At 69.1% G+C, this 15,531-nt stretch carries 4 protein-coding genes and 1 pseudogene; all 5 read right to left on the bottom strand.

The annotated features are described in order from the left end of the window. Window positions 1–36: 36 nt before the first annotated feature. Window positions 37–420, bottom strand: coding sequence for a hypothetical protein (locus BEN78_09325; GenBank protein ID ASR43540.1), 384 nt, complete (start codon window positions 418–420; stop codon window positions 37–39). Window positions 421–812: 392 nt separating this feature from the next. After that, complete coding sequence (locus tag BEN78_09320) at window positions 813–2,768, bottom strand: hypothetical protein (protein ID ASR45048.1); 1,956 nt, start codon at window positions 2,766–2,768, stop codon at window positions 813–815. A gap of 128 nt (window positions 2,769–2,896) precedes the next feature. Continuing rightward, window positions 2,897–10,559: pseudogene (locus tag BEN78_09315) on the bottom strand (hypothetical protein). Between the two features lie 173 nt (window positions 10,560–10,732). Then, window positions 10,733–11,029, bottom strand: coding sequence for a hypothetical protein (locus BEN78_09310; GenBank protein ASR43539.1), 297 nt, complete (start codon window positions 11,027–11,029; stop codon window positions 10,733–10,735). Window positions 11,030–11,519: 490 nt separating this feature from the next. Next, on the bottom strand, window positions 11,520–15,458 hold the full coding sequence (locus tag BEN78_09305; GenBank protein ASR43538.1) for a phosphoribosylformylglycinamidine synthase: 3,939 nt from the start codon (window positions 15,456–15,458) through the stop codon (window positions 11,520–11,522). Window positions 15,459–15,531 lie beyond the last annotated feature (73 nt).

Below are 15,531 nucleotides of genomic sequence, written 5' to 3'. Positions count from 1 at the left end.
GTTCATCGTTCAGCAGGCCGTGCCGGGCGCTCGCATTCAATGCACGGCCGGTGCCGGGTCGTTGCGCGTGCGCCGCTCGGCCTCGAGCCAGTCCAGATGCGCGGCAAGCGTGCGACCGGCCGCCTGCGCCTCCGCGCACGCGGCAGCGTCGAGGACCTTGGAGACCGACAGCCGGGTCCGCACACCGGCCCGCCCCTGCACTGCGGCCGTGTGGCGCAGCATCGCCAGCAGCATCGCGGCGCTCGGCGTACTCGCCACGGGGCGACCGGCCAGCACCATTGTCCATTCGCCGTCTTCCAGCGTCGCACCGGCGAGCACGCGGCCATCGCCGTCGCGCAGCTGTGCGTGGATCGGCGTGCCCTGCGCGCGGCGGGCGGCTTTCTCGACCGGGGAACGGCGCGGACCGGAAGGTTTGGACATGGCGATCTGGGCAGAGAACCTGGCGCGACAGTATCCCAGATGCCGCCTGTATCGCTCGTCCCTGCTCGCCACACGCACTGAGGCCCTGCGCGACCTCTCCCATTAGCGACTCCGCATCCGCCCGAAGTCGGGCTGCACGCGTCCAGGGCGGCGGACTGACGGCCGGTACCCGCGTCGAGCGCGCGACCTGCAAAACCGGGGTCAGAGTGCAATTTCGCGAGGCGAAATTGCACTCTGACCCCGGTTTTCGCGTGGGCGGACAGCGCACTGCTCATCCGAAGTGAACGCCCATGCCCGCCTTGATTCAGGAGAAGCGCCACAAAAAAGCCCGCGGCTGGCCGCGGGCTCGAGTGGCGGACCGCACCCGCGTCCTTGCGGGTGCGGCGGTGGTCTTACACCCCTGGCGTCGTGAACTTGGCCTGCAGGGTCACGTTGCTGTAGGCACGCGTGCCGGCCAGCTTGATGTAATAGATGCCCGCGGCCGGCCGGTTGATCCGGACGGTCTCGGTGTTGCCCGGACGCGTCGAGTTCCAGGTGCCGGTCTGCGCCGGTGCCTCGTCCAGGCTGACATGCAGCGACACGTCGCCGCTGCCGCCGCTGGTGGTGATCGTCAGCGCGCCGGTCACACCGGCCGGCACCTCGATCGAGTACAGCGTCTCGCCGCCGGCCGTGCCCGCCAAGCCGCGCAACGGCACACCGTTGCCGATCGGCGTCGAATCCGGCGCGCAGCTCTCGACTTCCGGATCGCACGGCGGCTCGATGGCCTTGAGCACCGCGGCGCCGGCATTGACGATGCCCGGGCCGATCGGCTGGCTGGTCGACGGCGCCACCGTGAAGGGCGTGACGGTGCGCTTGAGCACATCGAGCACTTCCTCCGGGGTGAACAGCGGCAACTCAGCAGCCAGGCGCGCGCTCTGGATCAGCGCAACCACGCCAGCGACGTGCGGCGAGGCCTGCGAGGTGCCGGCGGTGCCGTAGGTCGGCGCGCCGGTGATGCTGGCCAGCGGCGTGGGCGTCGTCGTGCTCGGGTTCTTGGCCTGCCACACGAAGCCGTCCTCGATCTGCGTACCCGAGCTGCCGTCGTTGGCGTAGACGCCGCCGCCGGGGGCCGAGATGTCGATGCCGGTGCCGTAGTTCGAGTAGTAGGCACGGCGGCTGGTGATGCCGTTGGAGGCGACGGCGATCGCGCCCGGGCAGTTGGCCGGCGAGAAGTTCGCCACGTCGGCATTGCTGTTGCCCGCGGCGATCACCACGGTCGCACCCAGCGCATTCGCCTGTGCGATGGCATCGGCCTCGGCTGCCGAACAGGCCCCGGTGCCGCCGAGGCTCAGGTTGATGACCTGCGCGGGGTTGGCGTTGGCCGGCACGCCATCCACGTCGCCGCCCGCCGCCCAGATGATGGCATCGACGATGTCCGAATCGTAGCCACCGCAATGACCGAGCACGCGGACCGGCAGGATCTTGGCGCCGTAGGCGACGCCGGTGACCGCGACGCCGTTGTCGGTACGCTGGGCGCCGGCGGTACCGGCAACGTGCGTACCGTGCCAGCTGCTGTTGCGCTGCTGACAGGTCTCTGCGCCGGCATAGCCGATCGTCCAGTCGCCCAGATCCCAGCCGCCAGGCACACGGTCGTCGGTGGCGCGACCCGACACGAAGGCATCGGAGATGAAGTCGTAGCCGGCATCGCCAAGCGAGCTGTCGATGTCGGGGTGTTCGGTAATACCAGTGTCGAGCACCGCGATCGTGATGCCGTCGCCGTCGGTCAGGTCCCAGGCAGCCGGCGCGTTGATGCCGCCACGATTCGGGCCGCCATCGCCGGTCACGGTGCCATCGGGCGCGAGCATGTGCCACTGCCATTCCAGGCCCGGATCGTTGGGCACGTAGGCCGGCTGCACCGGCGCGGCGGCGATCTGACGCAGACGATCAGGCGCCACCGACTTGACGTTCGGATCGGCGGCGATCTGGCGCATCAGGGCTTCGGCCGAGACGCGGTCCACGCCCTGGGCCAGGCGCAACACCTGGTGTCCGGTCGCGAGCGTGCGCAGGTACTGCACGTTGTTCGCCTTGGTGGCACCGCGCACGATGCCCGAGCGGGCGAGCGCGGTGCGGACGCCCGCCACCGCTGCCTGCTGGTCCTGCCGCTCCCGCGCGCCTTCCCGGTACTCGACGATGAAACGCCGGATCGGGGTCGCGTCCGATTGCTGCAATGGCGCCTGGGTCCCCGCCTTGTCGGCCGGGCGCTGGGTCTTGCCCGCATGGACGGCGCCGGTGGCGAGCACCGCGCCGACCGCGATGGCCAGGGCGCTGGGGATGATGCTGTTCTTCATTTTGGACCCTCGTTGGAGTATTGGACCTCGGAAGCGTCGGTGCGGCGGCACAAGGCCCCCGTCCCGACGGACGTCGCATGGACGGCAGCAGGTGTCCCCGATGCCATCGAACCGCGGACCGGCGGGCAAAGCCCACCGGCCCCGCGGGATTACCAGCCGAAGCCGGCACCCACACCCACGGATTTCTCATCGCCGCTGAGCGCGCCGCCCACGGTGATCGTGGCGCGCTCGCTGATCGCACGCTGGTAGCCGAGCGACAGCGCGCTCTCGCCGCCCTGGAAGCCGACACCGACGCCGACACGGTTCTGGGTGCGGATGCCGGCGGCGCTGGTGGCCATGTTCAACATCGCCGCCCCCATCGCGCCCTGACGGTCGATGCGGCGGTCGGTGTCGTAGAACCGACGATCGACATCGCCCTTGAACGTCTCGAAGTTGTCGTTCCAGGCAGCGAACTTCTGGTCGGTGTAGGCCTTGGAGGTGGCCACCGCCTGCGTCGCCGTGGTATCGGCGTAGGCCTTGGCTTCGGTAACACCGGCATTGACCTGGCCGACGTTGGCAGCGTCGGTCGCGGCAGTACCGGCCGCAACGTTGGTGATCTGACGCTCACTGCCCGCGCTGCCGACCGAGACCGTGTTGGCGCGGTCTGCGACCGAGCCCTGGCCCAGTGCGACCGCACCTTCCGCAGTGACTGAAGCGCCCTGCCCCAGCGCCGTGCCCGAGGCCGCACTCACACTCGCCCCTCACCGACGGCCACCGCGTTGGTCGCCTCGGCGGTGATCGTCGTGTTCGCGCCGAGCGCCGTGCTGCCGTCCGCGTACACCTTGGCGTTGCCGCCGACCGCGGTATCGTTGGGGCCATGCGCGTAGGCGTCGCCGCCCATGGCCACGCCGTTCTGACCGCCCGTCTGCGCACCATCGCCGACTGCGACCCCGTTGGTGCCGTCGGCGATCGTCGCCGGCGTATCGCCGCCCACCGCCACCTGGTCGTTGGTGCCCGCACCGGACTCGATCACCGTCTCGACCTGGCCCACACGCGTCTTGAGCTCGGTGATCTGATTGTCGAGTGCGGCGAAGGTGTCGCCGATCGAGGTGTAGTTGGCGCCCTGGATCGCGTAGCTCGGCATGCTCAGCGTGCCGGCGGCCGTCATCGTGACCCCACCGCCGAAGATGTCGGCCGCCGATTGCATCGCGTCCTGCAGCTTGCCGCCGACGCCATCGGACATGCTGCGCAACTGCGCGAGGTTCACCGCATCGGTGTCCTCGGTACCGGCGGCGACATTCGTGATCTGGCGCTCATTGCCTGCCGAGCCGACCGACACGCTGTTCTCGCGATCGGCCACCGAATTCGCACCCAGCGCGACGCTGTTGTCGGCCGACGCCCCGGCCAGGAAGCCGATTGCCGTCGAGTCGACGCCGCTGGCCGAACTGCCGCTGCCCAGCGCCGACGCGCCGTCCGCGGTCGCATACGCCAACGTGCCGAGCGAGGTCGCCTGCGCACCGGTCGCCTCGGCCAGCGTACCGACCGCGGTCGCGCCGACATCCGTTGCCCAGGCGCCATTGCCCAGCGCAGTCGACGCCACACCGCTGGCCTCGGTCGTCTGCAGGATCAGGCCCGGGAAGCCGATCAGAAGGTCGCCGTAATCGGCGATGCCGCCCACCGCCAGGCCGTAGTCACCGCTGGCCACGCTGCCGTAGCCCACCGCGGTCGCGAAGCCGCCCATTGCCTCAGAGAACGCGCCCAGTGCGCTCGACCCGTCCGTCGCGGCACTGCTGCTGTAGCCCACTGCGGTCGACTGCGCGCCCGTCGCACTGGCCGCCGCACCCGTCGCGGTGCTGAATGCACCGAGCGCCTGCGCACCCGCGCCAAAGGCCGATGCACCCACTTCGCTGGCGGTCGTCGTCTGGTCGAGTACGACGTTGCCGTCCTCGTCTTCGTAGTACAGCCAGCCGCCGACGGACGTGCTCGAGTCGCCCTCGGCGACCGCGTTGTAGCCCGATGCCGTCGCGTACTGTCCGCTCGCGCTCGCGCCGCTGCCGAAGGCCGAAGACCCAACGCCCGACGCATAGGTCGTCGAGCCCATCGCGGTCGCATAGTCCGCTTCGGCAATCGCATTCGAGCCCGCCGCGATCGCGTCCTCACCCTCGACATACGCCTCGCCGTCGCCGGTGGCACGGAAGTAGCGACCCGCGAGCAGCGCGCCGTCCGCAGCGGCGTTGAGCTGCGCGAGGTTCACCGCATCGGTGTCCTCAGTGCCCGCCGCGACATTGGTGATCTGACGCTCCTCACCAACCGAACCGACCGACACCGTGTTGTCGCGGTCGGCCTCGGAGTTCGCACCCAGCGCGACGCTGTTGTCGGCCGATGCGAACGCATTAAAGCCCAGTGCGGTGCTGTCGTCGCCTTCAGCAGTGGCGTAGTAGCCAACCGCAGTCGCACGATCGCCGCTACCCCACGACTGCGCGCCTACCGCCGTCGAGGTCTCGGCCTGCGCGTAGGCGAAGTAGCCCAGCGCTGTCGCGCCTACCCCATCCGCCTGGGCCAGGGCACCGATCGCGGTGGTGTAGTTGCTCCATGCGCCCGATCCCGAGCCAAACGCGGAAGCAGCCGTGCCAGCAGCTTCGGCCGGAACCAGGAAGCCCAAGCCGGGCACCAGATCCCCCATGCCACCGACCGCTGTGCTGCCAGCGCCACTGGCGACGGCGCCCCAGCCTACTGCCGTGGCGTACTCGTTCGATGCCTCTGTCGCATATCCAAGTGCAGTGGCCCCTCGACCGCTCGCGACGCTGAAGCCACCGTTCGCGACGCTGTAGTCGCCCACAGCCTCACTCGAATAGCCAGTCGCCGTGGATTGCAAACCGCTTGCACTGGAGGCTGCACCAGTGGCCGTGCTGAATCCGCCAGTCGCTTGCGCGCCCGCACCGAACGCCGAATCACCGACTTCAATGGCCATTGTCGTCTTGTCGAGCACGACCTCGCCGTTCTCATCCTCGTAGTACAACCAGCCACCGACCGCGGTGCTCGAGTCGCCGTCGGCCACCGCGTTGTAGCCCGACGCCGTCGCGTACTGGCCGCTCGCGCTCGCGCCGCTGCCGAAGGCCGAGGACCCGACGCCCGAGGCGTAGGTCGTCGAACCGACCGCGGTCGAGTAGTCCGCCTCGGCGATTGCGTTGGAGCCCGAAGCCGTCGCATCCTCGCCCTCGGCATAGGCCTCGCCGTCGCCGGTCGCGCGGAAGTACTGGTTGTAGGCCGTCGCTTCCTGCAACTGACTCAAATTCACCGCGTCGGTCTCTTCTGTACCGGCCGCAACATTGGTGATCTGGCGCTCATTGCCCTCGCTACCTACCGACACGGTGTTGGCCCGGTCGGCCTCCGAACCCTGGCCCAATGCCACGCTGCCCTCTGCCAAGGCGGTCGAGTCGGAACCAAGCGCCAGGCTGTTCTCACCTGCGGCAGTAGAGAAGTTGCCCAATGCCGTGCTGTTATCGCCGCTGGCCCACGCGGCGCCACCGACGGCCGTGGAGAAGTCGCCCGAGGCTTCGGTGGGGAAGAGATTGAACAATCCCGCGCCACCACCGATCGCGACACTGTTGGCGCCGCTGGCAACCGAGAAGGAACCGATGGCCGTGGAGTCGGCGGACGTTGCGACCGCCGCGTAGCCGAGCGCGGTCGACTGGCTGCCCGATGCCGTCGCGACGGCACCAAAAGCGGCAGCCATATCGCCGCTGGCGGTGGCACCTACACCGACCGCACTCCCAGCGAACCCGCTGGCTTCCGCGCTCGCACCCACAGCGGTGCCGGCCACGCCAGCGCTGGTGGCAGAGGCTTCGACTGGCTGCCCGCCGAGGGTCAGCAGCGGCTCGCCATCCTCGTCGACCGCATTACCGCCGATCGCCACACTCGCCGCACCACCGGCCTCGGCACCTGCGCCGAACGCCGCGCTGTTCTGGCCGCTGGCAACGGCATTGAAGCCAACCGCTGTCGCGTTGTCGGCAAGCGCAAACGCCCCGCTGCCGAAGGCTGACGCCCCTTGCGCCAGCGCTTGCGCCGCCGAACCGACCGCGGTCGAGTAATCACCATCGGCGGCCGCCCCGCACCCGCCGCAACCGACTCCTCGCCCGTCACATAGGCCTCGTCGTCGCCGGTCGCCTTGAAGTACTGGTTATAAGCGGTCGCGTCTTCGAGCTGTGCCAGATTGACCGCGTCGGTCTCTTCCGTACCGGCCGCCACGTTGGTGATCTGGCGCTCGTCGCCCGCCGAACCGACCGACACGCTGTTCTCGCGATTGGCCACCGAGTTCGCACCCAGCGCCACGCTGTTGTCGGCCGAGGCCCCGGCCAGGAAGCCGATCGCCGTCGAATCGACGCCGCTGGCCTCGCTGCCGCTGCCCAGCGCCGACGCGCCGTCCGCGGTTGCGTACGCCAGCGTGCCGAGCGAGGTCGCCTGCACACCGGTCGCCTCGGCCAGCGTACCGACCGCGGTCGCGCCGACGTCCGTTGCCCACGCGCCATTGCCCAGCGCAGTCGACGCCACACCGCTGGCCTCGGTCGTCTGCAAGATCAGGCCCGGGAAGCCGATCAGAAGGTCGCCGTAATCGGCGATGCCGCCCACCGCCAGGCCGTAGTCACCGCTGGCCACGCTGCCGTAGCCCACCGCGGTCGCGAAGCCGCCCGTTGCCTCAGAGAACGCGCCCAGTGCGCTCGACCCGTCCGTGGCGGCGCTGCTGCTGTAGCCCAGCGCGGTCGACTGCGCGCCTGTCGCACTGGCCGCCGCACCGGTCGCGGTGCTGAACGCACCGAGTGCCTGCGCACCCGCGCCAAAGGCCGATGCACCGACTTCGCTGGCGGTCGTCGTCTGGTCGAGCACGACGTCGCCGTTCTCATCCTCGTAGTACAGCCAGCCGCCGACCGCCGTGCTCGAATCGCCCTCGGCGACCGCGTTGTAACCTGATGCGAGTGCGTACTGACCGCTCGCACTCGCGCCGCTGCCGAAGGCCGACGACCCGACGCCGGAGGCGTAGGTGGTCGAACCGATCGCGGTCGAATAATCCGCTTCGGCAATCGCGTTCGAGCCCGACGCGGTTGCATCTTCGCCCTCGGCAGAGGCCTCGCCGTCGCCGGTCGCGCGGAAGTACTGGTTGTAGGCCGTAGCTTCCTGCAATTGGCCCAGGTTTACTGCGTCGGTCGCCTCCGTGCCATCTGCGACGTTGGTGATCTGACGCTCATTAGCAGCGTGGGTCACCCCGTACTCGTCAGTCCATTCGCCCGAAGCGCCGACCGATACAGTGTTGGCTCGATCAGCGCGTGCGCCTGCGCCCAGAGCCACGCTGTTCTCTGCAGCAACACTCGTATTGGCACCGAGCGCGAGACCGCCATCTGCATCTCTCCCCACAGTGGCGCGAGCGCCGAAAGCCACCGCACCGCTGGCTAAACTCAACGAGCCTTGACCGATTGCGACTGCATTAGCGCCATCGGCGAGCGAAGTCGCACCGATCGCAATGGCACGGTCATCAGTACTGAGAGCGCCACGTCCCACTGCGATGGCGTTTGCGCCATCCGCCCAGGAATCCATACCCAGTGCCATGGATCCCGAGCCGGAAGCCCAGGCGCCGTAGCCGAATGCAGACGCGTTTGTTTCGGTTGCCCATGCCGATGTCCCGAACGCGGTCGCACCGTCTTTGGTGGCCCATGCATACGCGCCCACGGCGGTGGTTTCACTCCCACCAGCCCACGCATTGCTACCAATCGCTGTACTCCATGCTCCGGTCGCACGCGACTTCATGCCGCCGGCGTAACTTTCATCGCCAAGCGCCTGAGCCCCGCTGCCCAAAGCGGTGGCGTTCTGCCCTGTCGCAAGCGCCCCAGCACCGACGGCAGTACCGCCAGCCTCTGCTTGCGTGGAGACAAGGACAGCATCGCCATTCTCATCGAAGATCGGCGAATTGAACTCGTCGTACGCTTGCCCAAGGCCACCGACTGCGACGGCCCCCTCCGCTGCGGCGTAGCTGTTGAAGCCGATGGCCACACTGTTCGCTGCAGACGCATGCGCCCCACTGCCGAACGCCGAGGCGCCCTGCGCCGATGCCAGGGCCGATTCGCCCGCCGCGGTGGCGTACTCGCCATCCGCGTACGCGGCGTTGTCGCTGTCCTCGCCACCGGACGCGGCGAAGTACTTGGTGTACTGGGTCGCCTCCTCGAGCTGCGCGACGTTGACCGCGTCGGTCGCTTCTGCGCCCGCCGCCACATTCGTGATCTGGCGTTCGCTGCCCGCCGAACCGACCGACACGCTGTTCTCGCGATCGGCCACCGAGCTCGCACCCAAGGCCACGCTGTTGTCGGCCGACGCACCGGCCAGGAAGCCGATCGCCGTCGAATCGACGCCACTGGCCTCGCTGCCGCTACCCAGCGCCGACGCGCCATCCGCGGTCGCGTAGGCCAGCGTGCCGAGCGAGGTCGCCTGCACACCTGTTGCCTCGGCCAGCGTGCCGACAGCGGTCGCGCCAACATCCGTTGCCCATGCGCCATTGCCCAGCGCAGTCGAGGCCACACCGCTGGCCTCGGTCGTCTGCAGGATCAGACCCGGGAAGCCGATCAGCAGGTCGCCGTAATCGGCGATGCCGCCGACCGCCAGGCCGTAGTCGCCACTGGCCACGCTGCCGTAGCCCACCGCCGTGGCGAAACCACCGGTTGCTTCAGAAAACGCGCCCAATGCGCTCGACCTATCATTGACCGCGCTGCTGCTGTAGCCCAGCGCGGTGGACTGCACGCCCGTCGCGTTGGCAGCCGCACCGGTCGCCGTGCTGAACGCACCGCTCGCCTGCGCACCCGCACCCAGTGCCGACGCGCCGACCTCGCTGGCGGTCGTGGTCTGGTCCAGCAGCACGTCGCCGTTCTCATCCTCGTAGTACAGCCAGCCACCAACCGCCGTACTCGAGTCGCCTTCAGCCAGCGCGTTGTAGCCCGACGCCGTCGCGTACTGCCCGCTCGCGCTCGCGCCGCTGCCGAAGGCCGACGACCCGACGCCCGAGGCGTAGGTCGTCGAACCGACCGCAGTCGAATAGTCCGCTTCGGCGATCGCATTCGAGCCCGACGCGGTCGCGTCTTCGCCCTCGGCGTAAGCCTCGCCGTCGCCGGTCGCGCGGAAGTACTGGCTGTAGGCCGTCGCTTCCTGCAACTGGCCCAGGTTCACGGCGTCGGTCGTCTGGGTACCGTCCGCAACGTTGGTGATCTGACGCTCAGCCCCTTCAGCGCCCACCGAGACGCTGTCTTCGCGATCGGCCACCGAGTTCGCGCCCAGCGCGACGCTGTTGTCAGCCGACGCCACAGCGCCGGTGCCGGCGGCGGTCGAGGCGACACCACTGGCCGCGCTGCCATTGCCGAGCGCCGTGGCTTCCTGTGCACTCGCAGACGCCAGCGCGCCGACTGCGGTCGACCACTCGCCCTCGGCCGCCGCCTGGAAGCCAAGTGCGGCCGACATGCCTCCGCTGGCAATGCTTTCGGCACCGATCGCGCTCGCGAGTTCGCCCGACGCATCGCTGCCATAGCCCACCGCCGTGGCTTCGAGCCCGGATGCGCTGCTGTCCGCGCCGACGGCGACGCTGCCATCACCACCGGCCGTCGCATCCGAGCCGGCGGCGAAGGCGACATCGCCGTCGGCAGCCGCCGCACCTTCTCCGGTCCCCGCGACGTACTGCGCGGTCACATCCGCGACGGCGGCAACGGCATCGAGCTGCGCGCGGTTGACGGCATCGGTGGCCTCTACGCCCGCGGCCACGTTGACGATCTGGCGCTCCTCGCCTTCGGCACCTACGGACACCGTATTGGCGCGGTTCGCGCGCGAATTGGCACCCAGCGCGACACTGTCGGCGGCGATCGCGCGTGCATTCGCACCGAGTGCGAGCGCCTGGAGGGCCGTGGCGCGCGCCGACGCGCCGAAGGCACCCGAGGCGAACCCGGTGGCGACCGTCTGCGTGCCCACGGCGGTGGACGTCACACCGCCGGCCTGCGCTGCACCACCAATGGCGACCGCCCCCACCGCAGCACTCGCGCCCCCGGCACGATGCATTCGTAGGTCACGCCGCCAACCGTGCACTCAGCGAGCTCGCCGATGGCGACCTGTGCCCAGGCAGCAGGCATGGCGGCCAGCAGCGCCAGCGCCAGCAGTGCGGGGCGTGCACTCCGACCGACGGTGACGGTCGCGCCGACGCCGTCGCCGGTCGCCAGTTCGGAGGCGACGACGATCTGGCCGAGCGACTTGTTCCACACCTTGCGATAGATCCGGTTCATATGGGCTTCCCCTCGGAGTGCTTGTTTGGGCTGATGGAATACGGGCGAAAAAAAAGCCGCAGGTCGACGATCGACCGAGCGGCTTTGCGATGGAATTCAGTGGGGCTGGGAACCCGCGCCGGGCGCGGACACGCGCTTGGCAGCGCGAATTTCATGAATGGCGAGTGTACGCAACTTGAATCGTCCCCAAACGACCGACCGGATGCCGACTCTCTCCAGACTGACGCGCCGCGTCAAGAGGCACTGCCGCAGGAGGTCAATACGGTAACGAAGGGTGCTTTTTGCTGACGATTTGTGCTCGCCTCTATGCCGGCACGGCATGCGGCTTCAACCCAATGAATTGATTGGGTTTTCTCACAGCCGATTGTGGACTTGGAGGCAGCCCCCGCTGCTAGGCGACAGCGGGATGACGGACACGGAGACGGGACCCGGCCGTCCGGCCAGGTCCCGATCGGGACAGGTTTGCGCGAAAGTGACGAATCGCGTCAGTTCAGGCCAAGGACCTGCGCGCGTTGTGGAACATTCGCATCCATGGGCTGGCGTCCGACCAGTCGGCAGGCGCCCAGCTGAAGTTGACGGCGCGCTGGGTGCGCTCGGGGTGCGGCATCAGAATCGTCGCGCGCCCGTCGTCCGAGCACAGCCCGGCGATCGCATCCTGCGAGCCGTTGGGATTGGCGGGATAGCGCACCGCCGGCGTGCCATCGCCCTCGATATAGCGCAGTGCCACGCGCGCCGAAGAGCGCGCCTGTGCATCGTCGAACTGCACGCGCCCTTCACCGTGCGAGATCGCGACGGGGATCCGTGATCCGGTCATGTCGGCGAGGAACAGTGACGGCGATTCGACGACCTCGAGCAGGCCGACCCGGCCTTCGAAGCGCTCGCTGCGGTTGCGCAGCAATCGCGGCCAGTGCGCTGCGCCCGGAATGATCGCCTTGAGCTGAGAGAGCATCTGGCAGCCGTTGCACACGCCCAGCGAGAAGGTGTCGCCGCGCTCGAAGAACGCTGCGAACGCGTCGCGCAGCTGCGTCCGCTCGAGCACCGAGGTGGCCCAGCCACGCCCCGCGCCGAGCACGTCGCCGTAGCTGAAGCCGCCACAGGCTGCCAGGCCCTGCATGGTCGCCAGGTCCACGCGCCCTTCGATGAGGTCGCTCATATGGACGTCGATCGCAGCAAATCCAGCACGATCAAAAGCCGCGGCCATCTCGATCTGGCCGTTGACGCCCTGCTCGCGCAGGATCGCCACACGCGGACGCGCACCGGTAACGATCGAGGGCGCCGAAGCCGGATCGAAGGTCAGCACGGGACGCAGGCCGGGGGCGGCGAAGTCGCGCGCGGACGCCCGCTCCTCGTCGGCGCACTCGGGGTTGTCGCGCAGCGCCTGCATCGCATGCGTCACCGACCACCACGCGTCGAACAGCGCCTCCCACTTCCACTCGGCCAACGCGTCCTCGCCATCGACGACACGGATCGTCGGCGAGGACGTCGGCCGGGCGATGCGCTGCGCGCATTCGATGAGACCGTGCCGTTCGACCAGATCGGCGAATTCGGCCCGGTTCTCCGACGCGATCTGCACCACCGCGCCCAGCTCCTCGGAGAACAGCGTGCGCACGGCATCGCGCTGACGCGCCTCGCCCCAGCCTTCCAGATCGATGTCCAGACCCTGCCGCGAGCAGAACGCCATCTCGCACAAGGCGGCGAATGCGCCACCATCGGAACGGTCGTGGTAGGCCAGCAGCAGGCCAGCCTCGCGAGCCTCGCAGATCAGCTCGAAGAACGCCTTCAATCGGGCCGGATCGTCGACGTCCGGGCACGGGCCGCCGAACGCATCGAAACACTGCGCCAGCACCGAGCCGCCGAGCCGCTGCTTGCCAGCGCCCAGGCCAATCAGCCACAGCTCGCTGCCCGGCGCGCGCGCCAGCAGCGGGGTCAGCTGCGTGCGCACGTCCGGCACCGGCGCGAATGCGCTGACGATCAACGAGACCGGCGAGACGACCTTGTGGGTCACGTCGTCGGCGCTTTGCGACGGGGCGCTCGACGACGCGGAAGCGCCGGCGGTCTCCTGCCACTGCGCCTGCATCGACAGCGAGTCCTTGCCGACCGGAATCGACAGGTCGAGCGCCGGACACAACTCCATCGCGACCGCGCGCACGGCATCGAACAAACGCGCGTCCTCACCAGGGTGACCAGCGGCGGCCATCCAGTTGGCCGACAGCTTGACCCGGTGGAGCGTCTCCACCGGCGCCGCGCACAGGTTGGTGATCGCCTCGCCAACGGCCATGCGCGCCGCGGCGGCGGCGTCGATCAGCGCCAGTGGCGTGCGCTCGCCGATCGCCATCGCCTCGCCGGTGAAGCCATCGAAGTCCGATAGGGTGATCGCGCAGTCGGCCACCGGCAGTTGCCATGGCCCCACCATCTGGTCGCGTGCGGTCAGCCCGCCGACCGAGCGGTCGCCGATCGTGACCAGGAACTGCTTAGCCGCGACCGTCGGATGCGCGAGCACGCGCAGGCCGGCCTCGTGCAGGTCGATGCTGCGAGTATCGACGGCCGGCCAGCGATGCGGTGCCAGCCGCGCGCTGTCGCGGTGCATCTTCGGCGCCTTGCCGAACAACACATCCATCGGCAGGTCGATCGGGTGGGGCTGCGCGGCACTGCTGTGCGGCGCGCCCGCCGCGGCGAGCACGCCGTAACCGACAGTCAGATGTTCTTCGGCAGTCGCCACGCCGACGACCGCGAATGGGCAACGCTCACGCGCGCAGATCGCGGTGAACTCATCGACCCGGTCCTGCGGAATGCCCAGGACGTAACGCTCCTGCGACTCGTTGCACCACAGCTGCATCGGCGACAGCGACGGGTCGTCGCTCGGCACGCGGTCCAGATCGATGATGCCGCCCACGCCCGAGTCATGCAGCAGTTCGGGAATCGCGTTCGACAAGCCGCCGGCGCCAACGTCGTGGAACCACAGGATCGGATTGCGCTCGCCCAGCGCAACGCAGCGGTCGATCACTTCTTGGCAGCGCCGTTCCATCTCGGGGTTGTCGCGCTGCACCGAGGCGAAATCCAGGTCCTCGGCGCTTTCGCCCGAGGCCACGGAACTGGCGGCGCCGCCGCCCAGCCCGATCAGCATCGCCGGCCCGCCCAGCACCACGACCGCATCGCCGGGCGACAGGCACTTCTTCTCGACCATCGAGCGGTCGATCGCACCCAGGCCGCCAGCCAGCATGATCGGCTTGTCGTAGCCGCGCCGCAGGCCGTCGTCGCCCTCGGCGAGTTCGAAACTGCGGAAATAGCCAAGCAGGTTCGGACGGCCGAATTCGTTGTTGAACGCCGCGCCGCCGAGCGGCCCATCGAGCATGATCTCCAGCGCCGGCGCCATGCGCGGGTTGAGCGCACGCACGCCCTCCCACGGCTGCGGCAACGTCGGAATGCGCAGGTGCGAGACCGTGAAGCCGGTCAGGCCCGCCTTGGGCTTGCCGCCGCGTCCGGTCGCACCCTCGTCGCGGATCTCACCGCCCGCACCGGTGGCCGCACCGGCGAACGGCGAGATCGCCGTCGGGTGGTTATGGGTTTCGACCTTGATGCAGAACGCGCTGTCGAGCAGCGGCTCGCTGCGGTACTCGAACGACACCGGATCGGGCCGGAAGCGACGGGCCGGATAGCCTTCCACCACCGCGGCGTTGTCGCTGTAGGCCGACAGCGTGTGCTCGGGCGTCTGCGCATGCGTATGGCGGATCATGCGGAACAGCGACTGCGGTTGCGCCTCGCCGTCGATGGTCCAGGTCGCATTGAAGATCTTGTGCCGGCAATGCTCGGAATTGGCCTGCGCGAACATCATCAGCTCGACGTCCGAGGGCGCACGCCCGAGTACCCCAAAGCGCTCGCGCAGGTAGGCGATCTCGTCGTCGGCCAGCGCCAGGCCCAGGCGCGCGTTCGCCGCCTCGAGATCGTCAAGCGGGATGCGCTCGAGCACGCCACGCTGCGGCACGGCGAACAGCGCCTGCGCCGCTTCGACGTCGTCGAGCAACGACTCGGTCATCGGGTCGTGCAGCAGCTTGTCCACCGCGGCGCGCTCTGCTGCCGAATCGGACCAGCCGAGCAGATCGATGCGCAGGCCGCGCTCGACGCGGTGGATCGGCAGCCCGGCACCGCGCAGCAGTTCGCCGGCCTTGCTCGCCCAAGGCGACATCGTGCCCAGCCGCGGCGACACAATGCGCGACACCGTATCCGGCGCAGGCGCAGGTCCCGGACCGGCATCGACTTCGAGCAGGCGACGCAGCGTGGCGTCGTCCGGCGTGCGGCCCGGTTCGGCCTCGACGAAGTAGACGTGCCAGGCATCGGCGACGCGCAGCGCCGGCGAGACCGCTTGCAGACGCGCTTCAAGCCGCTCACGTCGGAACGGCGACAGGGCCTGCTGGCCCTCGAGGACGATCATGTCCGGGCAAACCGTGATTCAGGGCCGCCCATTGTAGCCAATGGCCGGGCCTGCCGCCCGGCCACGCACTGAC

The sequence above is a fragment of the Xanthomonas citri pv. mangiferaeindicae genome (genome assembly GCA_002240395.1).
In the GTDB taxonomy this organism is placed as follows: domain Bacteria; phylum Pseudomonadota; class Gammaproteobacteria; order Xanthomonadales; family Xanthomonadaceae; genus Luteimonas; species Luteimonas citri_A.
The sequence above is the reverse complement of the archived record's forward strand: the minus strand, read 5'-3'. Positions and strand labels throughout refer to the sequence as shown.

Excerpts from the sequence above, each read along its gene's own strand:
- BEN78_09325 (ASR43540.1), bottom strand. The coding sequence starts at position 420 with ATGTCCAAACCTTCCGGTCCGCGCCGTTCCCCGGTCGAGAAAGCCGCC.
- BEN78_09310 (ASR43539.1), bottom strand. The coding sequence starts at position 11,029 with ATGAACCGGATCTATCGCAAGGTGTGGAACAAGTCGCTCGGCCAGATC.
- BEN78_09305 (ASR43538.1), bottom strand. The coding sequence starts at position 15,458 with ATGATCGTCCTCGAGGGCCAGCAGGCCCTGTCGCCGTTCCGACGTGAG.